Origin of the sequence: Allobosea sp. Leaf344 (genome assembly GCF_001426225.1) — a bacterium.
GTDB lineage: Bacteria > Pseudomonadota > Alphaproteobacteria > Rhizobiales > Beijerinckiaceae > Allobosea.
Genome location: NZ_LMRT01000001.1, coordinates 84,226 through 108,980 on the forward strand (window position 1 = coordinate 84,226; position 24,755 = coordinate 108,980).

At 68.7% G+C, this 24,755-nt stretch carries 25 protein-coding genes; 9 read left to right on the top strand and 16 right to left on the bottom strand.

Annotation, left to right across the window (positions count from 1 at the left end; genetic code table 11):
* Nucleotides 1-288: 288 nt before the first annotated feature.
* The gene (locus ASG72_RS00380; RefSeq protein WP_056707406.1) at nt 289-888 is read left to right on the top strand and encodes a superoxide dismutase; all 600 of its coding nucleotides are present in this window, start codon (nt 289-291) and stop codon (nt 886-888) included.
* Nucleotides 889-981: 93 nt separating this feature from the next.
* Here the strand turns inward: ASG72_RS00380 and ASG72_RS00385 are convergent, their stop codons facing one another.
* Complete coding sequence (locus tag ASG72_RS00385; protein ID WP_056707408.1) at nt 982-2,688, bottom strand: HAMP domain-containing methyl-accepting chemotaxis protein; 1,707 nt, start codon at nt 2,686-2,688, stop codon at nt 982-984.
* 113 nt (nt 2,689-2,801) lie between these two features.
* The gene (locus tag ASG72_RS00390) at nt 2,802-3,659 is read right to left on the bottom strand and encodes a ChbG/HpnK family deacetylase (protein WP_056707410.1); all 858 of its coding nucleotides are present in this window, start codon (nt 3,657-3,659) and stop codon (nt 2,802-2,804) included.
* Between the two features lie 210 nt (nt 3,660-3,869).
* Here ASG72_RS00390 and ASG72_RS00395 point away from each other — a divergent pair, with 210 nt between their 5' ends.
* The 3 genes from ASG72_RS00395 (at nt 3,870) to murJ (ending at nt 7,788) form a co-directional block, all read left to right on the top strand.
* Nucleotides 3,870-4,916: a glycosyltransferase family 2 protein gene (locus tag ASG72_RS00395; protein WP_244488644.1), complete on the top strand. Its 1,047-nt coding sequence runs from the start codon at nt 3,870-3,872 to the stop codon at nt 4,914-4,916.
* A 136-nt stretch (nt 4,917-5,052) separates the two neighbouring features.
* Complete coding sequence (locus ASG72_RS00400) at nt 5,053-6,180, top strand: GNAT family N-acetyltransferase (RefSeq protein WP_056707416.1); 1,128 nt, start codon at nt 5,053-5,055, stop codon at nt 6,178-6,180.
* A gap of 81 nt (nt 6,181-6,261) precedes the next feature.
* Nucleotides 6,262-7,788: a murein biosynthesis integral membrane protein MurJ gene (gene murJ / locus ASG72_RS00405; protein ID WP_056707418.1), complete on the top strand. Its 1,527-nt coding sequence runs from the start codon at nt 6,262-6,264 to the stop codon at nt 7,786-7,788.
* Between the two features lie 3 nt (nt 7,789-7,791).
* On the opposite strand, the gene ASG72_RS00410 is transcribed toward murJ, so the two are convergent.
* The 3 genes from ASG72_RS00410 to ASG72_RS00420 form a co-directional block, all read right to left on the bottom strand.
* Nucleotides 7,792-8,658: a branched-chain amino acid aminotransferase gene (locus ASG72_RS00410; protein WP_056707421.1), complete on the bottom strand. Its 867-nt coding sequence runs from the start codon at nt 8,656-8,658 to the stop codon at nt 7,792-7,794.
* Nucleotides 8,659-8,783: 125 nt separating this feature from the next.
* Nucleotides 8,784-9,101: an AzlD domain-containing protein gene (locus tag ASG72_RS00415; RefSeq protein ID WP_162246172.1), complete on the bottom strand. Its 318-nt coding sequence runs from the start codon at nt 9,099-9,101 to the stop codon at nt 8,784-8,786.
* Complete coding sequence (locus ASG72_RS00420) at nt 9,088-9,747, bottom strand: AzlC family ABC transporter permease (protein ID WP_244488645.1); 660 nt, start codon at nt 9,745-9,747, stop codon at nt 9,088-9,090. Before ASG72_RS00420 ends, ASG72_RS00415 begins: the two co-directional genes overlap by 14 nt.
* Nucleotides 9,748-9,941: 194 nt before the next feature.
* On the opposite strand from ASG72_RS00420, the gene ASG72_RS00425 reads away from it, so the two are divergent.
* On the top strand, nt 9,942-10,532 hold the full coding sequence (locus ASG72_RS00425) for a 4'-phosphopantetheinyl transferase superfamily protein (protein WP_056707426.1): 591 nt from the start codon (nt 9,942-9,944) through the stop codon (nt 10,530-10,532).
* Between the two features lie 9 nt (nt 10,533-10,541).
* On the opposite strand, the gene ASG72_RS00430 is transcribed toward ASG72_RS00425, so the two are convergent.
* From ASG72_RS00430 to pheS, 6 genes are all read right to left on the bottom strand, one after another.
* A complete protein-coding gene (locus tag ASG72_RS00430) occupies nt 10,542-11,285 on the bottom strand; it encodes a TerC family protein (protein ID WP_056707429.1) in 744 nt (247 codons plus the stop codon).
* A gap of 122 nt (nt 11,286-11,407) precedes the next feature.
* On the bottom strand, nt 11,408-12,487 hold the full coding sequence (locus tag ASG72_RS00435) for a tartrate dehydrogenase (RefSeq protein ID WP_056707432.1): 1,080 nt from the start codon (nt 12,485-12,487) through the stop codon (nt 11,408-11,410).
* Nucleotides 12,484-13,395 (bottom strand): alpha/beta hydrolase, encoded by a 912-nt coding sequence (locus ASG72_RS00440; RefSeq protein WP_244488646.1) that lies wholly within the window; start codon nt 13,393-13,395, stop codon nt 12,484-12,486. The genes ASG72_RS00435 and ASG72_RS00440 overlap by 4 nt, the downstream gene beginning before the upstream one ends.
* A gap of 176 nt (nt 13,396-13,571) precedes the next feature.
* Nucleotides 13,572-15,995: a phenylalanine--tRNA ligase subunit beta gene (gene pheT / locus ASG72_RS00445; RefSeq protein WP_056707435.1), complete on the bottom strand. Its 2,424-nt coding sequence runs from the start codon at nt 15,993-15,995 to the stop codon at nt 13,572-13,574.
* Nucleotides 15,996-16,195: 200 nt separating this feature from the next.
* Nucleotides 16,196-17,377, bottom strand: coding sequence for a ceramide glucosyltransferase (locus tag ASG72_RS00450; RefSeq protein ID WP_056707438.1), 1,182 nt, complete (start codon nt 17,375-17,377; stop codon nt 16,196-16,198).
* Nucleotides 17,374-18,456, bottom strand: a complete 1,083-nt coding sequence (pheS, locus tag ASG72_RS00455; RefSeq protein WP_056707440.1) for a phenylalanine--tRNA ligase subunit alpha — start codon at nt 18,454-18,456, stop codon at nt 17,374-17,376. The genes ASG72_RS00450 and pheS overlap by 4 nt, the downstream gene beginning before the upstream one ends.
* Before the next feature lie 137 nt (nt 18,457-18,593).
* On the opposite strand from pheS, the gene ASG72_RS00460 reads away from it, so the two are divergent.
* Genes ASG72_RS00460 through ASG72_RS00475 form a run of 4 tightly spaced genes read left to right on the top strand, consistent with a single transcriptional unit; the run spans nt 18,594 to nt 20,914 of the window.
* Nucleotides 18,594-19,025 carry a hypothetical protein gene (locus tag ASG72_RS00460; RefSeq protein ID WP_156395736.1) on the top strand — a complete coding sequence of 144 codons (432 nt, stop codon included), beginning with the start codon at nt 18,594-18,596 and terminating at the stop codon, nt 19,023-19,025.
* Nucleotides 19,026-19,029: 4 nt separating this feature from the next.
* Entirely contained in the window at nt 19,030-19,548 is a 519-nt protein-coding gene (locus tag ASG72_RS00465) for a hypothetical protein (protein ID WP_056707445.1), read from the top strand.
* Nucleotides 19,545-20,165, top strand: coding sequence for an SCO family protein (locus ASG72_RS00470; protein WP_082539967.1), 621 nt, complete (start codon nt 19,545-19,547; stop codon nt 20,163-20,165). The genes ASG72_RS00465 and ASG72_RS00470 overlap by 4 nt, the downstream gene beginning before the upstream one ends.
* Entirely contained in the window at nt 20,162-20,914 is a 753-nt protein-coding gene (locus ASG72_RS00475) for a TIGR00730 family Rossman fold protein (RefSeq protein ID WP_056707448.1), read from the top strand. Before ASG72_RS00470 ends, ASG72_RS00475 begins: the two co-directional genes overlap by 4 nt.
* A gap of 91 nt (nt 20,915-21,005) precedes the next feature.
* Here ASG72_RS00475 and rplT read toward each other — a convergent pair whose 3' ends face one another.
* The 5 genes from rplT to ASG72_RS00500 all read right to left on the bottom strand — a co-directional run bounded on the left by rplT (nt 21,006) and on the right by ASG72_RS00500 (nt 24,646).
* Complete coding sequence (gene rplT, locus ASG72_RS00480) at nt 21,006-21,383, bottom strand: 50S ribosomal protein L20 (RefSeq protein WP_056707450.1); 378 nt, start codon at nt 21,381-21,383, stop codon at nt 21,006-21,008.
* A 28-nt stretch (nt 21,384-21,411) separates the two neighbouring features.
* Nucleotides 21,412-21,612, bottom strand: a complete 201-nt coding sequence (gene rpmI / locus ASG72_RS00485) for a 50S ribosomal protein L35 (protein ID WP_056707453.1) — start codon at nt 21,610-21,612, stop codon at nt 21,412-21,414.
* Nucleotides 21,613-21,832: 220 nt separating this feature from the next.
* Nucleotides 21,833-22,600 carry an aldolase gene (locus ASG72_RS00490; RefSeq protein WP_082539968.1) on the bottom strand — a complete coding sequence of 256 codons (768 nt, stop codon included), beginning with the start codon at nt 22,598-22,600 and terminating at the stop codon, nt 21,833-21,835.
* A gap of 106 nt (nt 22,601-22,706) precedes the next feature.
* On the bottom strand, nt 22,707-23,276 hold the full coding sequence (gene infC / locus ASG72_RS00495) for a translation initiation factor IF-3 (RefSeq protein ID WP_056707458.1): 570 nt from the start codon (nt 23,274-23,276) through the stop codon (nt 22,707-22,709).
* 152 nt (nt 23,277-23,428) lie between these two features.
* Nucleotides 23,429-24,646, bottom strand: a complete 1,218-nt coding sequence (locus tag ASG72_RS00500; protein WP_056707461.1) for a glycosyltransferase family 4 protein — start codon at nt 24,644-24,646, stop codon at nt 23,429-23,431.
* Nucleotides 24,647-24,755: the final 109 nt, after the last annotated feature.

A 24,755-nucleotide genomic window follows, 5' to 3' on the forward strand; every position in this document is an offset into this window, starting at 1 on the left:
TGAATAAGAGACAGTTTCATTTTTTCTGTTTCCCTTGGAGCGCCTCCTGCGCGGGAAAAGCGGCCGCCATGCGGCGAAGCCACCCGCCATGCCGCATCACGCCAAGGTCGGCCATGCCCCGGCAGGCGGCCGACGCGCGCCGCAATCGCACGCAGGGCGGTTGCCGCTGGCCGGGCGGAGGCTTAACTAGCAGGGCGAATGGAGGGCCGGGCTCGCCCGGCCCGACCCGGGCCGTCCTTCGGCTGACCATTCCCGAGCCCTTATATTTTTGCCATAGGAGAGGCCCCGATGACCTTCACGCTTCCCGATCTTCCTTATGCCCATGATGCCCTGCAGCCCTTCATGTCGAAGGAGACGCTGGAGTACCATCACGACAAGCATCATCTCGCCTATGTCAACAATGGCAACAACGCGATCAAGGGCACGGAATTCGAGGGCAAGTCGCTCGAGGAGATCGTCAAGGCCTCGCATGGCAAGAACCCCGCCGTCTTCAACAATGCCGGCCAACACTACAACCATCTGCATTTCTGGAAGTGGATGAAGCCGAATGGCGGCGGCAGCATCCCCGGCTCGCTGGAAAAGGCGATCGTCGACTCCTTCGGCTCGGTCGACAAGTTCAAGGAAGACTTCGTCGCCGCCGGCGTCGGGCAGTTCGGCTCGGGCTGGTGCTGGCTCGAGATGAAGGGCGGCAAGCTCGCCGTCAGCAAGACCCCGAATGGCGAGAGCCCGCTGGTCAATGGCGCGACGCCGCTGCTCGGCTGCGACGTCTGGGAGCATTCCTACTATATCGACTATCGCAACCGTCGCCCGGACTATCTCAAGGCCTTCCTCGATAGCCTGGTGAACTGGGACTATGTGGCGGAGCTGTATGAGGGCGCCAAGGCCTGAGCCGGCAGCCGTCCGACATGCGAAAGCGGAGCCTCGCGGCTCCGCTTTTTTCGTTTCGGGTCGATGCTCGGATCCGGGCGCCCCGGCCCGACCTCAGGCCGCGACGTTGCGCAGGAACTGGTCCACCGTCTTGCGCAGGCGCAGCGCCTGGGCGGCGACTTCGCCGGCGGCGCCCCGCACCTGCTCGGCGGAGCGGCCGGTCTCCTCGACGCTGTCGGCGAGGACGCTGAGGTCGCTCGACACCGAGAGCGAGGAGGAGCTCGCCATGGCGACGCCGCTGGCGATCTCGCCGGTGGCGATCGCCTGCTGCTCGATCGAGGTGGCGACGGAATTGGCGAAGCTCTCGATCGCGCCCATGCGCTCGGCGATGTTCTGGATGGCGCCGACGACCTGGCCGGTCGCGCCCTGGATGGCGCCGACCTGCGCGACGATGCGGTCCGTGGCGTCGGCGGTCTGCGAGGCCAGGCTCTTCACCTCCGAGGCGACGACGGCGAAGCCGCGGCCGGCCTCGCCGGCGCGGGCCGCCTCGATGGTGGCGTTCAGCGCCAGCAGATTGGTCTGGGCGGCGATGTCGCGGATCAGGTTCACGACCTCGCCGATGGCGCGGGCCGTCTCGTCCAGCGCCTTCACCGAATTGGCCGTGTCGCGGGAGACCGACGCGGCCTCGACGATCTCCGAGCGGACGCGGCGGACCTGGAACTCGACCTCGCGGATCGCGGCTCCCATCTCCTCCGCGGCCTGGGCGGCGTTCTCGACGTTGCCGGAGGCGCCATGTGCGTTCTGGGCGGCGCGGGCGGCCCGGCCGGAGGATTCAGCGGCGACCCGGGCGAGCCCGTCCGAGGCCTCGCTCATGCTGTCGGCATTCGTCTTGAAGGTCTCCAGCGCGGCGCCGACCTCGGCCCGGAAGACGCTGATCGCCTCGTCGACGCGCTGCTGCTTCAGCCGGCGCTCCTCCTCGGAGACCTGCTGCTTGTCCTGCAGCGTCGCCCGTTCGGCCAGCCGCACCTTCAGGATGCCGAGCGCGTGAGCGATGGCGCCGATCTCGTCACCGCGACCGACGACGTCGATGGGGGTGTCGAGCCGCCCATCGGAGATCCCGACGATCGCCGTGGTCATGTTCTTGAGCGGGCGCATGGTGCGCGACAGCGTGATCCAGAGCAGCGGCCCGAGCACGACGAGCAGCGCCAGGCCGAGGCCGCCGGTGACCAGCTTCTCCCAATTGCTGCGCTCGATCAGGCGGGATTTGTCGAAGCGGATGGCGACGAAGCCGATGCGCTTCTGGCTGGTGCCGATGCCGACCGAATGCAGCACCGTGATGGAGGTGTCCGTCTCGACGCGGGCCGAGGGCTGGCTCGCCAGGATCAGCCAGGGCTCGCGGCCGAAAGCTTCGGTGAGGCTGCGCTGGGTCATCGAGAGCCGCGCGGTCTCGGAGCGCCCGGCGCTGGCGATGATGGTGAGGTCGTCGCCGACGACGCCGGCCTCGAAATCCGGGTCCCGCCGCAGCGATTCCAGGATGTAGCTCAGCGTGGTGTTGTCGCGGGAGAGAATCAGCGCCGGCGCGGCGTTCACCACCATCATCGACAAAGCGAGGATCTTCTCCTCGAGATCGCCACGGGTCTTGCCGTCATTGTAGCGGGATACGCCGATCACGACCAAAACCACCGCGACGGCGACGATGGTGACGGCCGCCGCGACGATCTGGCTGCTCAGCGACCGCGTGCGCTTCTCCCGAGGCGCGGCAAACTCCGCCGGATCGGAGGCAGTCGACGCAGCATTTGCACCACGCTTGAAGCCGTACATGCGTTGGGTATCCCAAGACTGCGCAGCCGCCGACAGCCGGAGCCGCGCGCCGGGTCACCCTGAACGGACAAGGTAAAGAATGGCTTTCGCCCCGCCGCTTTATCTCTTTCGGACTAGGCCCGATTCGCAGCGGCGAGCGCGCCGAAACGCAGCATCTTCAGGCCGGGCGGCGGCTCGAAGGCCAGGAGCGCCCGATGTTCCAGCGGCCGCGTTTCGACCACCGGGTCCAGTCCGCGCAACTCGTCATCGACGAAGCCGGGATGACACATGACCAGGTGCAGCGGGCCGGGGCGGATCAGGAACCGGGCGAGGTCCTGAGCGAAATCCGCCGCCGGATCGAAGGAGGCCACCCCGGAAAACCCGTGATTGACCGGGATGCCGCGCCGCCGCGCCGCTTGGGCGAGGCCGCGCGAAAGGGTGGCGATGACCATCGCCTTCCCGGTGGCGACGCCGCGGGCCCTTATGGCGCTCAGCCTGTCGGCCGGATCGCGAAGATAGACCGAGCCCGCGGGATAGCGGCGCTGCAGCGCGTCGAGCACTGCGCGGCGGACGCCCGGCAGGACATGGGCGTGCTGGTGCCCGTCGAGGAAATCCGGCGCGCGGCCGGCCGCGTCCTCGAACGCATCGAGCTGCCTCGCGATCTCGGCGGCGATCTCGCGGCGCGCGGCGCGCGACGCGGCCGCGGCGCGGGCCAGAAGCGGCAGAGAGGGCAGGACGCCGCGCGGCGCGACGCGCGGCATCGAAGAAAGCGGGGCGGCGCAGGTGAGATTGAGGTGGAGGCCGAGATCGGCCCTCCCGCCCTGCGCGGCGAAAGACTGCGCGAGGCGGGGCCAATGCGGGCGGTTGGTCATGGCGCCGGCGGCGCTCAGCCGGCCCTCCTCCAGCAGCGCGAGGATCGAGCGGCTGACGCCGTCCGTCAGCGCGAAATCATCGGCGCAGAGGATAAAGCCGGTGGGCTTGGCGTCTGTCATCCCATGTTCATCCCGTTGGCCCTAGAGCGTCGAAGCGAGCCGCCGGCCGGCGCTCCGCCCTGATGGCTGTAGGGGGCTGGCATCGCGTCGGCAAGGCTGCGACAAGAAGGGCCGCGGCCCCGTGCCGGCCAATGGGTGTGCGAGCCGCCCCGAGCTCCGGTCTGCCTCGGCGCGACCGGTCGAGCGGCGGTCGCTTGAGAGGTCGAAGACGTGTCCGAGACGGTGGCCCAGATCGTTCATCCTCCATCCGCGCCGCGCCGCGAGCGGCCGGAGCTCTCCATCGTGGTGCCGGTCCATAACGAGGCCGACAATCTGCCGCTGCTGATCGAGCGGCTGGCCGCCGTGCTCACCCCCGCCGTCAGGTCCTGGGAGGTGATCGCCATCGACGATGGCAGCCGCGACGGCTCGCTCGCCGTGCTGAAACTGCTGCACGCGGCGGATCACCGCGTCAGCGCCATCTCCTTCAGCCGCAATTTCGGCAAGGAGGTGGCGATCGCCGCCGGGCTCGATCATGCCGCCGGCGATGCGGTCGTGATCATGGACGCCGATCTCCAGCATCCGCCCGAGACGATCCCGCTGTTTCTCGAGAAATGGCGCGAAGGCTTTCTCAACGTCTATGGCCAGCGCTCCGACCGGGCCGGCGAAGGCAAGCTGAAGCGCAATTTCGCCAAGGCGTTCTACCGGCTCTTCGCGCGCTTCGGCGAGACGGAGCTGCCGGAAGGCGCCGGCGATTTTCGCCTGCTCGACCGCAAGGTGGTGGATGCGCTGCGGGCCCTGCCCGAACGCGCGCGCTTCTCCAAGGGCCTCTATGCCTGGGTCGGCTTCCGCTCGACCGGCGTGACCTTCGAGGTCGCCGACCGGCAGTTCGGCGAGACCAAGTTCCGCTTCGGCAAATTGTTCAGCTTCGCCTTCGACGGGCTGTCGTCCTTCTCGACCGTGCCCTTGAAGATCGCGACCTGGACGGGCGCGGTGATCGCCTGCATCGCGACGCTGACGGCGGTGTTCTTCCTGCTGCGCACCCTGTTCTTCGGCACCGACCTCCCCGGCTTCCCCTCGCTGATCGTCTCGATCATGTTCTTCTCGGGCATCCAGCTGATCTCGCTCGGGCTGATCGGCGAATATGTCGGGCGGATCTTCGCCGAGGTGAAGCGCCGGCCGCTCTACCTGATCGGCGAGCGCGTCGGCCTTCCCGCGGGCGCGGTCGAAGTGCAGCGCGGCGAGGCGCTGCCGCCGCCCATCGGTTCAAATCTGACGTAGCGTCGTCTCGTTATCCTCTCCGCAACACTCGTCCTTTAGGTTGCAGGGCATCGCATCGCCGGCGCGGACCCTGTCGCCTCTGGAGAGCTGAGCCTTGAGCCCTGGCACCACCGTTCGCGAGAGGACCGGACCGAAGGTGCCTGACCGCCTGGGCGGCCGCCTCGACCTCGAGGTGATCGCCGATCTCGACCGGCCCGGTGCCTGGTCCGGCTGGTCGGCGCTGGAGGCGGAGGCTGCCGGCACGGCCTATCAGGCGCGGGCCTTCGTCGAGCCGCTGGCGCGGAGGCTGGCTCCGGCGCTGGGGCGCAGCGCCTTCCTGATCCAGATTCACGACGAGGCCGGGCCGGTGCTCGCCGCCGCGCTGGTGATGCGGCGCTGGTATGGCGCGCGCATCATCGAATTCGCCGATTTCGGCTATGTCGATTGCTGCGGCCCGCTGGTCAGGCGGGGGCTGGAAGCCGATCCGGAGGCGATCGGGCGGCTCGACGCGGCGCTGCAGGCGGGGCTGCCGCGGCATGACGCGCTGATCCTGAAGCGGATGCCGGCCGAGATCGCCGGGGAGGCCAATCCCTTCGCCCTGCTGCCCGGCGCGCGGCCCATGGGGTGCGGCACGTTCGAGCTGCCGCCGGGTTCCCGGATCAGCGGCTCCTCCGCCACCATCCGCAACAGCGAGCGGAAGGCGCGCAGGCTGATCCGCGATGGCGGTACCGTCCGCAGGATCACCGACCCCGCCGAGGCGCTGGCGGCGCTGGAGCTGGCGTTCGCCTGGCGCTCCGGCTCCGGCGACAGATATGATTGGGCGGCCTCGCCCCTCGCCCACCCCGCCGCCCGCGACTTCTACCGCGAGGTGATCGGCCAGGGCGTGGCGAGCGGCCATTCCGTGCTGCACCAGGTGGCGACGGCCCAGGGGCCGATCGGGCTGGTCCATGGCTTCGTCCATGCCGGGCGCTACCATGGCAGCCTGATGGCGGTGGACCGGACCGCGCCGGAAGCAAGGCTCTATTCGCCCGGGATGGTCGGCGTGCTGGCCGCGATCGGCGAGCATCTGGCCCGGGAGACGGGCGGGGTCGATCTCGGCGCCGGCAACAGCGAGTACAAGCGGCATTTCCGCGGGCGGTTCCGCCAGCACATCATGGTGGCGAGGGCGCGCACGTCGCTCGGCGCCCTCGCCGTCGCGCGCGCGAAGCTGCACGATGCCGGGCGCCATTGGATGCGGGCCCATCCCGCGCTCGCCCGCCAGATCCGCGCCTGGCGGGGGCTGTGACCGCCGGCACGCTGCCCGCTGGACCCGGGCCGCTGCCGCGGCTATGCGGCTGAGCGACAGGTGGACCGAAGCGACGCGCGCATGCTCAGAAAAATCCTCTCCGTCAGCGGCTTCACGCTGCTGTCGCGCATCTCCGGCTTCGCGCGCGACATCGCGCTCGCCGCCGTGCTGGGCGCCGGCGCGCTGATGGACGCGTTTTCGGTGGCGCTGCGGCTGCCCAATCATTTCCGCGCCATCTTCGGCGAGGGCGCTTTCAACCAGGCCTATATCCCGACCTATCTGCAGACGCGCGAGCGGGCGGGGCAGGAGGCGGCGGCGCTGCTCTCCAACCGCGTCTTCACGCTGAACCTCCTGATCCAGCTGGTGCTGCTCGGCCTGGCGCTGCCGCTGATGCCCGAGATCGTCAGCCTGCTGGCGCCGGGCTTCCGCAACGATCCGCTGCGCTTCGAGCTCGCGGTCTCGCTGACCCGCATCACCTTCCCCTATCTGCTGTTCGTCACGCAGGTGACGCTGCTTTCCGCCAATCTGAACGCGGTCGACCGGTTCGCGGCCGCCGCCGCCGCGCCGATCCTGCTGAACATCGCGCTGATCGCGGCGCTCGGCGTCGCCTTCCTGTTTCCCAACGCGGCCTATGCGGCGGCCTGGGGCGTCGCGATCGCCGGGCTCCTGGAATGGCTGCTGCTGGCCGTGGCCGCGCGCCAGGCGGGGGTGGCGACGGCGCTCGCCCGCCCTAGGCTCGATCCGCAGATGAAGACCTTCCTCAAGGCCTTCGGCCCGGCGGTGATCGGCTCGGCCGGTGTCCAGATCGCGCTGTTCGCGGATACCATCATCGCCTCGCTGCTGCCGGCCGGCGCCTATGCGGCGCTGTATTACGCCGAGCGCCTCTATCAATTGCCGATCGGGGTGATCGCGATCGGCGTCGGCACCGTGCTGCTGCCGACGATGAGCCGGCTGCTCGCGGCCGGCGACGTCGCGGCGTCGGATCGTGCGCAGAACCGCGCCGTGGCGCTGACCCTGCTCGCCTCGGCCCCCTTCGTCTCGATCTTCCTGGCGATCCCGGAGCTGATCGTCGCCGGATTGTTCGAGCGTGGCCGCTTCGACGCCGCGGCGAGCCAGGCGGCCGGTGCGGTGCTCTTCGCCTATGCCGTCGGCCTGCCGGCCATCGTGCTGATCCGCACCCAGATCTCGACCTTCCAGGCGCGGGGCGACACGACGACGCCGATGGTGGTCTCGCTCTGTGCCATCGCCGCCAATATCGCGCTGAAGCTCGTGCTCTGGCGCGATTGGGGTGCGCCGGGGCTCGCTTTCGCGACCGCCGCCGGGGCCTGGGTGAACGTCGTCGCGCTGACGGTGCTGGGCATCAGGCGCAGCTGGGCCCGCCCGGAAAAGGGGCTGGTGGCGCTGATGGCATGGCTGTGCCTGGCGACCCTGCTCGCCGGGCTGGCCGCTCGCTTCTCTGCGCAGCCCGTGCTGCGCCTGGCGCAGGCGGCGCCGATCGAGCCCAATCTCGTGGCGCTGATCGGCGTCGGTGCGATCGCCGCGACGAGCTATGTCGCGGCGAGCTTCGTGTTGCTGAAAGCGAGCGGCCTGATGCGGCTGCTGCGCTGAGGCTCAGGCCGCCTTGGTGCCGGCGAAATCCATGTAGAGCTCCCGCGCCTTGCGGAAGAGCGGGCCGGGCTGCAGCGTGATGTTGTCGATCCGCGAGACCGGCATGACCTTCGAGTAATTGCCGGAGATGAAGATCTCGTCGGCCTGCTCGAAATCGCTGTAGCGCAGGCTGGTCTCCTCGACGGTGATGCCGCTGTCGCGCATCAGCCCGATGACCCGCTGGCGCGTGATCCCGTTCAGGAAGGTGCCGTTCGGCACCGGCGTCTTCACCACGCCGTCCTTGGCCATGAAGATGTTGGAGGTCGCCGTCTCCGCGACATTGCCGAGCATGTCCAGCACCAGCGCGTTGTCGAAACCGGCCGCCTTGGCGGCGCGCAGGATGCGGGCATTGTTGGGGTAGAGGCAGCCGGCCTTCGAATCCGTCGGCATCGTCTCCATGGTCGGGCGGCGGAATTCGCCCTTGGTCACCGAGAAGCCCGAAGTCGGCTGCGGCATCGGCGCCTCGAACAGGCACAGGCAGAACTGGGTCGATTCGGGATCGCCCATGATCGTCGAGAGGCCGTCGGCCTCGGCCCAGTACATCGGCTTCACATAGAGCGCGGTGCCGGGGCTGAATTTACCGACGCCCTCTTGCGCCTTGGCGACGATCTCCTCCGCCGACATCGTCGGCTTGAGGCCCAGCGCGGTGGCGGAACGGTTCACGCGGGCGGCGTGCTTATCCATGTCCGGCATCCTGCCCTCGAAATAGCGGGCGCCGTCGAACACGCAGGAGGACAGCCAGCTCGCATGGGTGCGGGGTCCCATGATGCCGGGATTGCCCTCGTGCCACTCGCCATTGAACCAGGTCCAGGTCTGCGAATACCAAGCCATTGCGGCGCTCCGATTGAGAATGATCGTCTGCGGCCACCGTCTGCCGTGGCATGGCCCGCGTCAACCGCGGGAGCATCGGCAGGCGATGACGGGATGTGATGGATGCAATCGGCCGTGGTGATGGATCAGAGGCCCAGCGCGCGCGCCGCCGAGACGACGCTCATCCCGACGATCAGCGCCAGCAATTCGCTGCGCCGCAGGACCATGCTGCCGATCGCGGCCAGCAGCGCGAGGGCCGCGGCCAGGCCCAGCCGCTCGATCAGCGGGATGACGGTGGCGAAGACGATCGAACCCGGCAGCGCCGCGAGGCCACGCCGGACGCGCGGTGTCAGCGGGATGAAGCCCATCAGCACGACGCCGGAGATGCGGCAGGCATAGGTCGCCAGCGCCATGGCGAGGATGGCGATATAGGGGCCCCAGGCCCCGAGCTCAGGCAGGGTCATCGAGGAAGGCTCCGAGCATCGCGCCGGTCAGCGACCCGACCAGGATGAAGGCGTAGCCCTCGACCAGCTTCGTGGTCACCAGCGCGGTCAGCCCCGCGACCACCCAGGGTATGGCGGCGCGGCGGCCGCGCCAGAGCGGCACGATCATCGCCGCGAAAAAGATCGGCATGACGAGATCGATGCCATAGGTGCGGGGATCGGCCACCAGCGCGCCGAGCAGATAGCCGGGGATCGTCGCCGCGACCCAGACCAGCCAAAGCAACACGCCGGCCCCGATCAGCACGCCGAGATCGCGCCCGCCCTCGGCGTGATAACGCGTGCCGATCATCCAGTTGGCATCGGTGAAAAAGAAGAGCTGCAGCGCGTTGAGGCGCTTGGGATAGGCGCCGAACCAGTGCTGGAGCGAGGCGCCCTGCAGCACCATCCGCGAATTCACCGTGGCCGTCAGCACCGCGAGCCCGGCAATAGCGCCCCAGCTCCATTCCGGGCGCCAGACCTCCATCGCGACGAGCTGCGCCACGCCGGCATAGACCAGCCCGCTCATCAGCAGCGCCTCGAGCAGCGACAGCCCCTTGGCCGAGGCGGCGGCGCCGAAGGCCACGGCGAAGACGACCACGCCCGGCATCAGCACGGTGACGCGACGCATGCCGAGCCAGATCCCGGCGGCGGACAAGGAAAGGCTGCGTGGGGCTTGCGGAGGGGTCTGGGGCGCGGACATCAGCCTGTCAAAGCGGTTGATTGTTGCCGCGTCAACGCTCGCCCGCGACGCCGGCTCATGAAGCCGACGCGGGTCGCGCCTGCCCGATTGGCCGGCGGGGCCGGCGCGCCTATGCTTCCCTCATGAACTGGCTCGCTTCCGCCGATGATCTGGCCGAGACGCTTCCCGCCGCCTGGCTCGTGGCGACCTCGGAGGCGCCGCGCAATCTCGACGAGCGCTCCCGCCTGCGCCGGATGGTGGGCGGGAGGGTGCTGGGGCGCCAGCTCGGCGAGCCGGTGACCATCGCGCATGAGCCAGGCGGCCGGCCATTCATCGCGGGCCGCCCCGGATTGCACGTTTCGCTGGCGACCCGGGCGGGGATCGTCGCCGTCGCCCTGGCGCGGGGTCCGGTCGGCGTCGATGTCGAGGCGCTGTCGGAGGCGCCCTTCCCTCTCGCGATGCTGCATGAGGCGGAGCGGCGCTCGCTCGAATCCCTGCCCGAAGCCGCGAGACCTTTGGCCTTCGCCCGGCTCTGGGCCGCCAAGGAAGCCTATGTGAAGGCCCTCGGCACCGGTTTCCGGCGCGCGCCGGACAGTTTCGCCGTCACGCTCGACGGTGCCCGTTTCGGCGTCGACGATCCCTCGCGGCCGGCGCCGGCGCGGGGCTGGCTGCGCACAATGCACAACGGCGGCCAGGTCACCCTGGCCGCCGCCGCAATCAGTCTCGCGGAATGATCCGCTCCGTCAGAGCCCGGTCTCGACGGGGCGCCGGCGCTTCAGCACATAGGCGATGATGCAGACCAGGGCCGCGCCGAGGATCGACGTCACGTAATGCGGCAGGGCCGCGGGGGTGAGGCCGAGCGGGTTCACATCCGGCGAGACCGGCACCACCCAGCTCGGCATGTTGACCTGCAGCCAGCGCACGACGAAGGCGTCGCCCAGGATCATCTCGGCCGCGATCCAGCCCAGCAGGGCGGCACCGAGCCAGACCAGGAGCGGATAGCGCTCGATGATCGAGGTCAGGAACTGCGCGCCCATGATGATCAGCGGGATCGACAGCAGCAGGCCGAAGATGAAGAGCTCGGGATGTCCGCGCGAGGCGGCGGCGATGGCGATGACGTTGTCCAGGCTCATCACCGCATCGGCGATGGCGATGGTGCGGACCGCCTTCCACAGGGAGTCGCTGGCCTCGATCTCGTTATGCGCCTCCTCCTCGCCCATGGCGAGCTTGATGGCGATCCAGAACAGCAGGATGCCGCCCGCGACCTTCAGGAAAGGCACGTTCAGCAGATAGGAGACGACCAGCGCGAAGATGATGCGCAGGCCGATCGCCGCGGAGGCGCCGAGCCAGATGCCGATCTTGCGCTGCTTCTCCGGCAGCGAGCGGCAGGCGAGCGCGATGACGACCGCATTGTCGCCCGACAGCAGGAGGTCGATCCAGATGATCTGGAGCAGCGACACCCAAAATTGCGAGGAGGAAAAGTCCATCTCGTCAGCGATCCCTCAGTTCGGGGGGAAGTGATGCCCCCTGTGCCTCTATCGCGCGGTCCAGGCAACCCCTGAACCGCTCCGACAACGTGATTCCGGCAGGCTTTGGCGGGCTGCGCGGGTCAGCCCAGCGCCTGCTCGACGGCCTTGCCGGCCGCTTGCGTATCCAGCGTGCCTCCGAGATCGCGGGTGCGGGTGCGGGCATCGCCCAGCGCCCGCTCGATCGCGGCCTCGATGCCCTTCGCCGCCTCGTGCTCTCCGAGATGATCGAGCATCATCGCGCCGGACCAGATCTGGCCGATCGGATTGGCGATCCCCTGCCCGGCGATGTCCGGCGCCGAGCCATGGACCGGCTCGAACAGGGACGGAAATTCACGGGTCGGATTGATGTTCCCGGAGGGCGCGATGCCGATGGTGCCGGTGCAGGCCGGGCCGAGATCCGAGAGGATGTCGCCGAACAGATTGGAGGCCACGACCACGTCGAAACGATCGGGATTCAGGACGAAATGCGCCGTCAGAATATCGATATGGTACTGGTCGACCGTCACCTCGGGATAGGCCTTGGCCATCTTCGTCACCCGCTCGTCCCAATAGGGCATGGTGATCGAGATGCCGTTCGACTTGGTGGCCGAGGTGAGCTTGCGGCGCGGCCGCCGCATGGCGAGTTCGAAGGCGTATTTCAGCACGCGATCGACCCCGACGCGGCTCATCACCGTCTCCTGCAGCACGATCTCGCGCTCGGTGCCGGCATACATGCGCCCGCCGACGGAGGAATACTCGCCCTCGGTATTCTCGCGCACCACGAAGAAGTCGATATCGCCGGGCTTGCGGCCGACCAGCGGCCCGGGCACGCCGGGCATCAGCCGGACCGGGCGCAGATTGACGTATTGGTCGAATTCGCGCCGGAACAACAGCAGCGAGCCCCAGAGCGAGATATGGTCGGGCACCTGATCGGGCATGCCGACGGCGCCGAAGAAGATCGCGTCATGCCCGCCGATCTGCGCTTTCCAATCGTCGGGCAGCATCTTGCCGTGCCTGGCATAATAGTCGCAGGACGAGAAATCGAAGCTGTCGAGCCGCAGCTCGAAGCCATAGCGCTTCGCGGCGGCCTCCAGCACGCGCAGCCCCTCCGGCATCACCTCCTTGCCGATGCCGTCCCCGGCGATGACGGCGATGCGATAGACGCGATTGGTCCCGGTCATGATGCTTTTCCAAAGAAGGCGAGGAATTCGGCGGCGACGGCATCCGGCAGTTCCTCGGCGAGATAATGCCCGCCGGGCAGGCTGTGGCCCCTGACATCGTCGGCGCGCAGGCGCCACAGCGCCAGCGGATCGAAGCAGCGGCCGATCACGCCATGCTCGCCCCAGAGCGCCAGCAGCGGCTGCTCCAGCTTGCGGCCGCCATCCTCGTCGTCATGGCGGATGTCGATGGTGGCGGCGGCGCGATAATCCTCGCAGCTGGCGTGGATCGTCGCGTGATCGGCGAAGCAGCGGAGATAGTCGGCCAGCGCCTCCTTCGAGAAGGGGCTGAGGCCGGCCGAGCCGGAGCCGCATTTCTTGCGCCAATAGGCCTCGGGATCGGCGCCGATCATCCGCTCGGGGAAGGGCGCGGGCTGGATCAGGAAGAACCAGTGCCAATAGGCCCGGGCGAAGGCATCGCCGGTGCCGGCATACATTTCGCGGGTCGGCGCGATGTCGAGCGTCGCCAGCCTGGCGACGCGGCCGGGATGGTCGAGCGCCAGGCGATGGCCGACGCGGGCGCCGCGATCATGGGCGCCGACGAAGAAGCGCTGATGGCCCAGCGCCGTCATCACTTCGGCCATGTCCTGGGCCATGGCGCGCTTGGAATAGGGCGCGTGCTCGGCATCGGTCGGCGGCTTCTCGCTGTCGCCATAGCCGCGCAGATCGGCGCAGACCAGGGTGAAGCGCCGGCTCAGCCGGTCGGCGAGCTTGTGCCAGAGCGCATGCGTCTGCGGGTAGCCGTGGAGCAGCAGCAGCGCCGGGCCCTGCCCGCCCGTCCGCACCCGGATGCGCGCTCCCGACGTCGCGACATCGAGCAGGCGAAAGCCGGGAAACAGCGTGTCGGTGACGGGCAGGTCGGTCAGCATCATGAGCCGCGTGTCTTCAGTCTTCTACAAGAGCTGGCGATAGCCCGTCTCCGGCCGGAATGCGCGATCGGATTATTACACAATTGTTGATCAATAGCGGGACGCCTCGACCAGGAGTGGGATCCGCCCCGGCCGGCCTGTCAGGACCGGCCGGGCGCGATCATTCGCCCGCGGGCGGGCTAGCCGCGCAGCGCCGCGCCGTAGCGCCTGGCCATCTCGACGATGATTTTTGCGCCCACGGCCTCGATCTCGGCCTCGGTCAGCGTCCGCTCCACCGGCTGCAGCGTCACCGCGAGCGCCACAGATTTGCGGCCGGGCTCGACGCCCTGGCCCTCATAGAGGTCGAAGACCGCGACGTCGGAGATCAAGGCGCGATCGGCGTTCTGCGCCGTCTTCTGCATCTCTCCGGCGGCCACGGCCCGATCGACGATGAAGGCGAAATCGCGCGTGACCGGCTGGAAGCCGGAGAGGGCGAGCTTGGGCTTGACCTTGGTCGGCCGCGCTTTTGGCAGCGGCAGCGCATCGAGATGGATCTCGAAGGCGACCAGCGGCCCCTTCGCATCCAGCGCCTTCAACACCTTGGGATGCACCTCGCCGAAGGCGCCGACCACGCCCTTGGGACCGAACTGCAGGGTGGCCGAGCGGCCGGGATGCGCCCAGGCCGGGCCACCCGCCACGATCTGCAGCCCGCCGACCGGCACGCCGAGCCCGGCCAGGAGCCCCATCACATCGGCCTTGGCGTCCAGCGCATCGACCGGTTTGGCGGCGCCGTCCCAATGGCGGCCGACGCCTTCGATCCGCGCGCTGCCACGGCGCAGCCCGGTAGCGGCCATCAACTGGCCTGCCGGCTGGTCGCTGGTGAAGATCTGGCCGACCTCGAACAGGGCGACGTCGCCATGGCCCCGATCGGCGTTGGATTGCGCGGCGGCGATCAGCCCGGGCAGCAGCGAGGGGCGCATATCCGAGAGATCGGCGGCGATCGGATTGGCCAGAGCGAGCGCGTCGGATCCGCCGCCGAAGAGCTTTGCCGCCTCATGGGCGATGAAGGACCAGGTCACCGCCTCGACCATGCCGCGGCTGGCGAGCAGGCGCTTGGCCAGGCGCGTACGCTTCTGCAGCACGGTCAGCACCGGCTTGATGACTTCGCCCTTGATGCGCGGCAGCGGGGTCGAGGCGACGCGATCGAGACCGGCGATCCGCAGGATCTCCTCGACGAGATCGGCCTTGCCGCCGACATCGGCGCGCCAGGAGGGAGGGGTGACGCGCACCCGCTCGCCCTGCCCCGCGACCGTGAAACCGAGCGCCGTCAGCGCCTGCTCCATCTCGGCCTGCGAGAGCTCCAGCCCCGTCAGGCGCTTCACCTCGGACCAGGGGAAGTCGATCGGCTCGGCGGCGGCCGGCAGCGCGCCGGCGAAGACCATCTCGGACGCCTCGCCGCCGCAGAGCTCGAGGATCATCGCCGTGGCGAGATCGAGCCCCGGCTGGCAGAAAGCGGGATCGACGCCGCGTTCGAAGCGGTAGCGCGCATCGGAATTGATGCCCAGCATGCGGCCCGACCGAGCAATGTTCAGCGGGTCCCAGAGCGCGCTCTCGACCAGCACGTCGACCGTGCCCTCGTCGCAGCCCGAGGCCTCGCCGCCCATGATGCCGGCCAGGGATTCGACGCCATGCGCATCGGCGATGACGACCTGCTCCTCGCCGAGCCGGTAGGTCTTGCCGTCCAGCGCCAGGATCTCCTCGCCCGGCTGCGCGCGGCGCACCACGAGATCGCCCCTGACCTTGGCGGCATCGAAGACATGCAGCGGCCGGTTGCGGTCGAAGGTCATGAGATTGGTGATGTCGACCAGCGCGTTGATCGGGCGCAGGCCGATGGCGCGCAGCCGCGCCTGCAGCCAGTCCGGGGACGGGCCGTTGCGGACGCCGCGCACCAGCCGCAGCGCGAAGGCCGGGCAGAGATGGCGGTCCTGCTCGGCGAAATCGAGGCTGACGCCGACCGGGCACGGGAAGCTGCCGGCGACCGGCGCCACGGCCGGGGTCTTCAGCCGGCCGAGCCCCGCCGCGGCGAGATCGCGCGCCACGCCGGCCACGCCCAGCGCATCCGCGCGGTTGGGCGTCACGGCGATCTCGATGACCGCGTCGTCGAGCCCGGCATAGGCGGCATAGGGCTGCCCGACCGGCGCATCCTCCGGCAGGTCGATGATGCCGTCATGATCCTCGGAAATCTGCAGCTCGGCGGCCGAGCAGAGCATGCCGTTCGATTCGACGCCGCGGATGACGCCCTTGCCCAAAGTGATGTCCTTGCCGGGGATATAGGTGCCCGGCGGCGAGAACACGCTCTTCATCCCGGTGCGGGCATTGGGCGCGCCGCAGACGACCTGGACCGGCTCGCCGGCGCCGGTATCGACCAGGCAGACGCGCAGCCGGTCGGCGTTCGGGTGCTGCCTGGCCTCGATCACGGAAGCGATGGTGAAGGCCTGCAACGCCTTGGCCTTGTTCTCGACCGCCTCGACCTCGAGCCCGACGCGCGTCAGCGCCTCGGCGATGGCGTCGACGGTAGCGGTGGTGTCGAGATGCTCTTTGAGCCAGGAAAGCGTGAATTTCATGATGAGCTGACTAAAACCGGAGCTTGAAGAGGCGAACGCGCAGTGGCGCGCGGCAACCTCAGGGGACGTCTCGGCAAAACCATCCAGGACGGCTCGCGCCGAAGCTCCTTATGGCAAGAGGCGAGCCCGCGTCAAAGCCGGGGAGCCGGTGGAGCGGGCCCTGCCGCGACCGGGCTGCGGCGGCGGCGACGGAAAGCGCGCTAGCTACGGCCGTCCCGCGGCAGACCGGCCGCGCCTGCAGGAGCGCCGATCAGCTCATCCGTTCCATCCGCCCTGATCTTCATCGCATTGCCGCGCCAGCTCACCTCGCCCGCCACGAAGGCATAGGCCCAGATGCCGGGGAAGACGATGTCGCGGACGAGCAGCGCCAGCGGCATGCGCCAGGACCAGTGCCAGCCGACGCCGCGCGCCAGCATCGCTTCCGCCGCATACCAGGGCAGCAGCACCAGCAGCGGGGCGAGCCAGGGCGACAGGCCGAAAGCCGGCAGCGCGAGGGCGCCGAGCAGCAGCGCCGGCAGCGGCCCCGCCAAAATTTCGGGCGCGAAGAACGGCAGGAAGGTCACGCGCCGCAGCCGCGCCCAGCGGAACTGGCGCTGCACCACCTCCTGCAGGCTGCGCGGGCCGAGCGGCTGCTCGAAGGGCTGGCCGACGAGATGGACATGCCGGCCGGCCCGCCGCACCAGCTTGGTCGCGGCCGCATCCTCCGCGATCTCCTCGCCGAGAGCCGCGATTCCGCCCTGGGCGTCGAGGAAGGGCTTGTGCCAGAGCATCGACTTGCCCTGCGCGAAGCCGAAGCCCAGCGCCTCCCCGGCATATTGCCAGCGCGCCTGGAAGCTGTTGAGGAAGGCGCATTCCAGCTCCGCCCAGAAGCCCTGCGGCCGCGAGCCGGCGGGAGTCGAGCAGACGAGGCCGGTATCGGGACGCAGCGCCGCCAGCATGCGCTGGATGTAATCCCGCGGCATCAGCACGTTCGAATCGGCCAGGATCACCCATTCCGTCTGCGCGGCGTCCCAGCCCTTGACGCAATTGTTCAGCTTCGGATTGGCGCTGACCGCGACGTCGCCGGTGATCAGCCGGACGCGCTCCGCCCCGAAACGGGCGATCAGCTCCTCCACCAGCGGGACGATCGGATCGGCGGCGTCGGCGACGCAGAAGATCGTGGTGTAGCGGGGATAGTCGAGCTCCAGCCCCGACAGGGCGGTCTCGCGGCTGAAGGCCTCGATGCCGCGCAGCGGCCGGATGATCGTCACCGGAGGCAGCGGGTCCGGCAGCGCGTCGCGCCGGTCCGGGCGGCGCAGGCGCCGGAAGGCGATGGCCAGGCAGAGCAGGTTGACCGCGACGATCAGCGTCGCGAGCAGCGCAGCCCAGCCGGCCCCGCTCATGAGGACAGGCCGCCCGTCAGGGTCGGCAGGTCGAGCGGGCGGAAGCCGTAATGCTGCAGCCAGCGCACATCCGCCTCGAAGAAGGGGCGCAGATCCGGCATGCCGTATTTCAGCATGGCGATGCGGTCGATGCCCATGCCCCAGGCGAAGCCCTGATAGACGTCCGGATCCAGCCCGCAATTGCGCAGCACATTGGGGTGGACCATGCCGCAGCCCAGGATCTCCAGCCAGTCGTCACCCTCGCCGAACCGGATCTCGCCGCCCTTGCGCGAGCATTGGATGTCGACCTCCATCGACGGCTCGGTGAAGGGGAAGAAGGAGGGGCGGAAGCGCATCTTCACATCGTCGATCTCGAAGAAGGATTTGCAGAACTCCTCCAGGATCCATTTGAGGTGACCCATATGGGCGCTCTTGTCGATGACCAGCCCCTCGACTTGGTGGAACATCGGCGTGTGGGTCTGGTCGGAATCGTTGCGATAGGTCCGTCCCGGGCAGATCACGCGGATCGGCGGCTGCTGCGCCAGCATGGTGCGGACCTGCACCGGCGAGGTGTGGGTGCGCAGGAGCTTGCGCTCGCCCTGGCTGTCGGGCGCGAAGAAGAAGGTGTCGTGCATCTCCCGCGCCGGGTGGCCGACGGGGAAGTTCAGCCTGGTGAAGTTGAGATCGTCGGTCTCGACATCCGGGCCTTCCGCCACGGCGAAGCCCATATCGCCGAAGATCGCGGTGATCTCGTCGATGACCTGGCTGATCGGGTGGATGCGGCCGCGCGCCTCCGGTCCCTCGCGCACGGGCAGCGTCACGTCGATGCGCTCGGACGCCAGGCGCGCCTCGAGCGCCGCCTCGCCCAGCGCCTCCTTCCGGGCGAGCAGAGCCGCCTGGACCCGGTCGCGCAGCCCGTTGATCAGCGGGCCCTTCTCTTTGCGCTCGTCCGGCGTCATCGCGCCGAGCGTCTTGAGCAGCGCCGAGATCGAACCCGCCTTGCCCAAGGCGGCGATGCGAATCTGTTCCAGCGCCGCCTCGTCCGCCGCGCTCGCAATATCGTCGAGAAGGCTCACGCCAAGGTTATCGATCTCGCTCATAGCCACTCTGGTCCAGGTTTGGCGCATCTTCTAGGGTGTCCATAGGAGCGACGCTAGAGGCAATCATGGCGGCACATCACGGGGGCGGGGCTGCGAGCGGGATGATCGGGCGCGTCTGCCATCGGGATATGACGGGCATGTCACAGTGGCGCATCATCCTCGCGCTTTTCGCGATGCTGCTGGTCTCCCCGGCAACGGCGCAGGCGCAGAGCGGGCAGCGCGTCACGGTGACGGGCGAGATCAGCGACAGCTGGTGCCTGGTCAGCGGGCTGATGTTCGCGAAGGGCACCGCCCATCATCAATGCGCGGTCTGGTGCGCGCTCGGCGGCATTCCCGTCAGCATCCGCGACGCGCAGGGCAAGCTCTACCTCATCCTGCGGATCGGCGACGACGACCGCAGCGTCGCCAATCCGCGGGTGGCCCGCCTGGCCAGCCATGAGGTGACGGTGGATGGCGAGGTGCTGGAGCGCGACGGCGTCACCTATCTGCTCGTCGACCAGATCGCGGACGACAAGGGCGTCATCACCATGACCCATGAAGAATACGGCATCCAGCCGTTCGGGAACTGAAGCGATGCGCCTCGCAGTTTCCGCCGCAGCCCTGTCCACCGCCCTGCTCGCGGCCGGGCCGGCGCCCGCGGCCGAGCCTTGGGGCATTCCCGGCGAAAAGCCGATGGTGCTGAAGGGCCGCGTGGTCGATGCGATCTGCCATCTTACCGGGCAGTGCCCGCGCGATTGCGGGGCCGGCCGGCGCCAGCTCGGCATCGCCGTGGCGGGCGGGCCGTTCCGCCTCGTCGCCAAGGGTGCGGTCGATTTCGCCGGCGCCGTGCCGGATCTGATCGGCTATTGCGGCCGCGAGATCGAGGCCGACGGGCTGCTGATCGAGACGCCGGAGATCGTGCTGTTCTTCGTCCAGGGCGTGCGGAGCGACGCCAGCGGGCCCTTCGCTCCCGCGGACCGCTTCAAGGCGGAGTGGGAGGCGCGGCATGGCAGGGCCGAGGAATGGTGGCGCGCCGATCCCGAGGCCAACCGCATCCTCGCCGAGGACGGGCCCTACGGGATCAGGGGCCTGGCGCCGAAGCCGAAGCCATGAGGGCCCTCCTCCACCGGCGCCGCGTGCTGGCCGGCCTCGCCGCGCTCTGCTGCGCACCGGCCTTAAGCCAGCACCGGCACGAGCCCCGCCTGGCCGCGCCCGATCCGCTGGCGACGCGGTTCGGCGGTCCCTTCTCGCTGATCGATCATCACGGCCGGCCCGTCGCCGACAGCGGCTTTCGCGGCCGGTTCATGCTGGTCTATTTCGGCTTCACCCGCTGCACCGACACCTGCCCCGTCGATCTGCCGATCATCGCACAGGCGCTGGACCGGCTCGGCCCGCTGGCGGAGAGCGTGGTGCCGCTGTTCGTCACGGTCGATCCCGCCCATGACACGCCGGCGGTGCTGGCGCCCTATGTCGCCGCCTTCCATCCGCGCCTGATCGGGCTGACCGGCAGCGAGGCCGAGATCGCGGCCGTGGCGCGGGCCTATAAGGTCCATCGCCGCAAGCTGACCCTGCCGCATCACGGCGCCGGGCATTATGCGGTCGACCACGGCTCGCTCACCTATCTCATGGGCAGGGACGGGCTCTTCGTGACCCTGCTCCCGCATAATTCCGGCGCGGGCCGGATGGAGCAGGTGCTGCGGCGCCATCTCGCTCAGGACATCGGACGATGATCGACAATCACGACCAGAAGAATTCGGCCTCCTACCGGCTCGCGGCGCTCGACCCCGATTTCATCCTCGGCGATTCCACCCGCGGCGCCCGCTTCATGCTGGAATACCAGAAGGCCGAGGACCATCTGCGGGCGCGCGGCATCGTCTCGACGATCATCGTCTTCGGCTCGGCCCGCGTTCAGGAGGGGCATCGCTGGTACGAGGCGGCGCGCCGCTTCGCCGCCCTCGCCTCGGAGCGCAGCAGGGTGCGCAATGGCGAGGGCGCGCTGAAGCACCATGTCATCGCCACGGGCGGCGGGCCGGGCATCATGGAGGCGGCCAATCGCGGCGCGACGGAAGCGGGAGCGCTGTCGATCGGCTTCAACATCACCTTGCCGCGGGAGCAGGAGCCGAATGCCTGGTCGACGCCGGACCTGACCTTCCGCTTCCATTATTTCGCGATGCGCAAGATGCATCTGGCGATGCGGGCGGCGGCGCTCGTCATCTTCCCCGGCGGCTTCGGCACGCTGGACGAGCTTTTCGAGATCCTGACCCTGACCCAGACGCGCAAGATGCCGCCGGTGCCGATCGTGCTCTATGACAGCGCCTTCTGGCAGGGGCTGTTGAACCTGGAGACCCTGCTCGAGGCGGGCACCATCGCCCGCTCCGATCTCGACCTCTTCCATTATGCTGATACGCCGGAACAGGCGCTGGCGCTGGCGCTCGACCGGGCGCCGCCGGAGCCCGCGCCCGGCGCGCCGCAGAGCTGAGCGGCCTCGCCCGCGCACCCGCAAGGCGCCAAGACGACAAAAAGGCCGGCATCGCTGCCGGCCTTGATGATCTCGAGCCTCGAGGCTGCGCTCAGGCGGCCTTGGCTTCGCTCTGGGCCAGAGCGGCCTTGACGGTCTCGACCACGGCCGCGAAGGCGGCGGCATCGTCGATCGCCATGGCCGACAGGGTCTTGCGGTCGAGCTCGAGGCCGGCCTTGTGCAGGCCGTTGATGAACATCGAGTAGACCAGGCCGTGCTCGCGCACCGCCGCGTTCAGGCGCTGGATCCAGAGCGCGCGGAACGAGCGCTTCCGGTTCTTGCGGTCGCGATAGGCATATTGCATCGAGCGATCGACGGCCGCCTTGGCGGCGCGGATCGTATTCTTGCGGCGGCCATAGAAGCCCTTGGCGGCCTTGAGTGTCTTCTTGTGCTTGGCGTGGGACGTTACGCCCCGTTTCACGCGAGCCATGTGATGATCTCCGGAAGGTTAGGGGGCGTCAGCCGTTGGGGAGGAAATACTTCTTCACGTTGGCAGCGTCGCCCTCGAACAGGGTCGCGGTGCCGCGAAGATTGCGGATCTGCTTGTTGGTCCGCTTGATCATCCCGTGACGCTTGCCGGCCTGGGCGTAGAGCACCTTGCCGGTTCCGGTGATCTTGAAGCGCTTCTTGGCGCTCGACTTGGTCTTGATCTTGGGCATTTCAGCTCCTCATTGGTCGCGGACGCGCGAAATTGCGCCGCTTTCAAATTTGCTTTTTCAAGAATGGCTCTTGGGGAAGCAAAGATCGATCGCCACGGCAGCCCTTATCAGCCGGGCGATCGAAGGCCGCGCGTATGACAGAATTGTGCGGCGCTGGCAAGGGTCGGCGTGTTCGCCGGCGAGCCGCCCTGCCCGGCGGCCGGTCGCCGCGTCCGCCGGCTCAGATCCCGGCCATGCGGCGCAGCGCCTCGAAATGCTTCTCCGACTGGTAGACCAGCACCTGCCGCCATTCGCGCGCCGTGGCCTCGATCTCGGCCGCCGGGATCAGCTTGAGCGGCCGCCCCGTCGACATCGCCAGCACCTGCTGGCGGCAGGCGCGCTCGAGGAAATACAGATCGTCGAAGGCCACCGCCACCGAGGGCCCGCCGATGGTGACGCCGTGATGGGCGAGAAAGGTGATGTCGGCTCCGGCATCGCTGCGATTGGCGGCGACGATCGCCTCGCCCTCGCTTTCATCGAGCGCGAGCCCGCCGAAATGCTCGACATAGAGCGTCCGGCCATGGAAGCGGCAAGCGGTCTGATGGGCCATCTCCAGCCGCCCGCCCTCGACCATGGTCAGCGCCGTGGCATAGGGCATGTGGACATGCAGCACGGCGACATGGCGGGGATTGGCCTTGTGGGCGGCGATATGGATGTTGCGGGCGGTGGCTTCGACCTCGCCCTCGCCCTCCAGCACCTGCCCCGCCTCGTCGATCAGCAGCAGGTCGGATGGTTTCATCTCCGCCCAGTGCACGCCATAGGGGTTGATCAGGAAACGCGGGCGGCCATCGGCGCCATCCGGAAGCGCCACGGAAAAATGGTTGCAGATGCCCTCGTTCAGCTCGAATTTCGCGGCGAGGCGCAAGGCGGCCGCGAGATCGCGACGCTGGTTGGTGACGCTGCTCTGGGCCATGGCCGGCGATGTCCTGATCTGAAGTGCGAGCGACATCGAAGCATTGGCAGCGCCGACATGACAAGGCCCGGCACGAGGCCGGGCCCAGACCGCTCTCGCATTGCCGGCCGCGCGTCGAGGAGGCCGAGACGAGCCGGGCGTCCTATTTCGGTGCGAGCACCATCACCATCTGGCGGCCTTCGAGCTGCCAGTCGCTCTCGACCTTGGCGATATCGACCAGATCGGCCTTGACCCGCTCCAGCACCTTCACGCCGAGATCCTGGTGGGCCATTTCACGGCCGCGGAAGCGCAGGGTGACCTTCACCTTGTCGCCTTCCTCGAAGAAGCCGTGCATCGCCTTCATCTTCACTTCGTAATCGTGCTTGTCGATGCCCGGGCGCAGCTTGATCTCCTTGATCTCGATGGTGCGCTGCTTCTTGCGCGCCTCGGCCGCCTTCTTCTGCTCCAGGAAGCGGAAACGGCCGTAATCGAGGATCTTGCAGACGGGAGGCACAGAATTGGGGGCGATCTCGACCAGATCGAGACCGGCATCCTCGGCAATCTTCAGGGCCTCGAAGAACGACACGACGCCGCGATTGGCGCCCTGGTCGTCGATGAGCTGGACGTCACGGACGCCGCGAATGTCACGGTTGGCGCGGGGGCCGTCTTTGGTCGGGGTTGGGGCAGCACGGAACGGGCGACGAATGGCAGTATTCTCCTGTTTCAGGCGCATCTCGCGCCGATGCGCAGACACATTGCATAACGACCGGGGATGTCAATGTGTGCAGCGGCAGAACTTGGTGCAAGAGGCGCCGATCGGCCGGTTTCCTCAGGGACAGGCCGTAAAGCTCCGTGACCGGCTTCGCTTCCGGCGTCGGGCGCGGCTCAGCGTTCCAGCAGCGCGCAATAGACGTCGAGCGTGTCGGCGACCATCCGGTCCAGCGAGAAATGCTGCTCGACATGCAGGCGGGCGCGTCGGGCAAGCGTGTCGCGCGCCGAAGGGCGCATCGAGAGCGCCTCGCTCAGGCAGGCGGCGAGCGCGGCCGCATCGCCGGGCGGGACGTGCCAGCCGGTCCGCTCCCCCGGCAGCACCTGCGGCGGCGCCAGCACGGTTTCAGGCACGGCCCCGAGATCCGACACGATCACCGGCGCGCCCATCGCCTGGGCCTCGACGGCGACCCGGCCGAAGGCTTCGGGCTCGGTCGAGGGCACCACGACGACGGAGGCCGCCAGCAGGGCCGCGGGCATGTCGGTGCAATGGCCGACGCGGCGCACGCGGCCTTCGAGCCCGGCCTTGGCGATCTGCTGGTCGAGCTCGCGGACATAGGCGTCGCGGCCCTGATGGTCGCCGGCCAGGATGAAGGCCGTGTCGCCGTCGCCTGCCTCCGCCATCAGCCTTGCGGCCTCGATCAGGACGCGCTGCCCCTTCCAGCCCGTCAGGCGCCCCGGCAGCAGCACGATGCGCTGATGCGGCTCGACCCCCCAGCCGGTGCGCAAGGCCTGGATTCGCTCGGTCGCCACCGCGCCGGGCGCGAAGGAGGCGAAATTGGTGCCGCGATGGACGACGCGGATGCGGTCCGCGGCGAAGCCGTGCTTGGCCCGGATCAGATCGGCCGTGTAATGCGAATTGGCGATGACGATGTCGCCGCGCGCCATCACCGAATTATACAGGGTCTTCATCCCCAGCCGGCTGGAATAGGAGCCGTGATAGGTGGTGACGAAGGGGATCTTCAGGAGCCGCGCCGCGGCCAGCGCCACCCAGGCGGGGGCGCGGGAGCGGGCATGGATCAAGTCCACCCCCTCATGCCGGCAGAGCAGCACCAGCTTGCGGATGTTCAGCGCCATGGCGAGCGGGTTCTTGGAGGCGGCCGGAAAGGGCAGCCACAGCCCACCCTTGGCCTGGAGCTCCGCGACCAGCCGGCCGCCTTCAGAGGCGACCACGGCGCGCGCCCCGGCATCGGTCAGCCCCTTGGCGATGTCGACCGTCGTCCGCTCCGCGCCCCCCGCCTCCAGCTCCGGGATGATCTGCAGGATGGTGCGGCCGCTCAGCGGATGGGTCTCGGTGGAGGGCAGCGACAGATGCGCGCCTGGTTGTAAGGACATGCTCACCGTTTCAAGACAGCTCCGGGCGTGGCGCGATATGACCACACGCGCTCCCCAGCCGCAGCCTATAATCGCCCATTCCCGGGGATTCGTCACAGGAGATTTCGAT

Bases quoted from the DNA above. Each gene is read 5' to 3' on its own strand.
- ASG72_RS00380 (WP_056707406.1), top strand. From the start codon at position 289: ATGACCTTCACGCTTCCCGATCTTCCTTATGCCCATGATGCCCTGCAG.
- ASG72_RS00385 (WP_056707408.1), bottom strand. From the start codon at position 2,688: ATGTACGGCTTCAAGCGTGGTGCAAATGCTGCGTCGACTGCCTCCGAT.
- ASG72_RS00390 (WP_056707410.1), bottom strand. From the start codon at position 3,659: ATGACAGACGCCAAGCCCACCGGCTTTATCCTCTGCGCCGATGATTTC.
- murJ (WP_056707418.1), top strand. From the start codon at position 6,262: ATGCTCAGAAAAATCCTCTCCGTCAGCGGCTTCACGCTGCTGTCGCGC.
- ASG72_RS00410 (WP_056707421.1), bottom strand. From the start codon at position 8,658: ATGGCTTGGTATTCGCAGACCTGGACCTGGTTCAATGGCGAGTGGCAC.
- ASG72_RS00415 (WP_162246172.1), bottom strand. From the start codon at position 9,101: ATGACCCTGCCTGAGCTCGGGGCCTGGGGCCCCTATATCGCCATCCTC.
- ASG72_RS00420 (WP_244488645.1), bottom strand. From the start codon at position 9,747: ATGCGTCGCGTCACCGTGCTGATGCCGGGCGTGGTCGTCTTCGCCGTG.
- ASG72_RS00425 (WP_056707426.1), top strand. From the start codon at position 9,942: ATGAACTGGCTCGCTTCCGCCGATGATCTGGCCGAGACGCTTCCCGCC.
- ASG72_RS00430 (WP_056707429.1), bottom strand. From the start codon at position 11,285: ATGGACTTTTCCTCCTCGCAATTTTGGGTGTCGCTGCTCCAGATCATC.
- ASG72_RS00435 (WP_056707432.1), bottom strand. From the start codon at position 12,487: ATGACCGGGACCAATCGCGTCTATCGCATCGCCGTCATCGCCGGGGAC.
- ASG72_RS00440 (WP_244488646.1), bottom strand. From the start codon at position 13,395: ATGATGCTGACCGACCTGCCCGTCACCGACACGCTGTTTCCCGGCTTT.
- pheT (WP_056707435.1), bottom strand. From the start codon at position 15,995: ATGAAATTCACGCTTTCCTGGCTCAAAGAGCATCTCGACACCACCGCT.
- ASG72_RS00450 (WP_056707438.1), bottom strand. From the start codon at position 17,377: ATGAGCGGGGCCGGCTGGGCTGCGCTGCTCGCGACGCTGATCGTCGCG.
- pheS (WP_056707440.1), bottom strand. From the start codon at position 18,456: ATGAGCGAGATCGATAACCTTGGCGTGAGCCTTCTCGACGATATTGCG.
- ASG72_RS00460 (WP_156395736.1), top strand. From the start codon at position 18,594: ATGTCACAGTGGCGCATCATCCTCGCGCTTTTCGCGATGCTGCTGGTC.
- ASG72_RS00465 (WP_056707445.1), top strand. From the start codon at position 19,030: ATGCGCCTCGCAGTTTCCGCCGCAGCCCTGTCCACCGCCCTGCTCGCG.
- ASG72_RS00470 (WP_082539967.1), top strand. From the start codon at position 19,545: ATGAGGGCCCTCCTCCACCGGCGCCGCGTGCTGGCCGGCCTCGCCGCG.
- ASG72_RS00475 (WP_056707448.1), top strand. From the start codon at position 20,162: ATGATCGACAATCACGACCAGAAGAATTCGGCCTCCTACCGGCTCGCG.
- rplT (WP_056707450.1), bottom strand. From the start codon at position 21,383: ATGGCTCGCGTGAAACGGGGCGTAACGTCCCACGCCAAGCACAAGAAG.
- rpmI (WP_056707453.1), bottom strand. From the start codon at position 21,612: ATGCCCAAGATCAAGACCAAGTCGAGCGCCAAGAAGCGCTTCAAGATC.
- ASG72_RS00490 (WP_082539968.1), bottom strand. From the start codon at position 22,600: ATGTCGCTCGCACTTCAGATCAGGACATCGCCGGCCATGGCCCAGAGC.
- infC (WP_056707458.1), bottom strand. From the start codon at position 23,276: ATGCGCCTGAAACAGGAGAATACTGCCATTCGTCGCCCGTTCCGTGCT.
- ASG72_RS00500 (WP_056707461.1), bottom strand. From the start codon at position 24,646: ATGTCCTTACAACCAGGCGCGCATCTGTCGCTGCCCTCCACCGAGACC.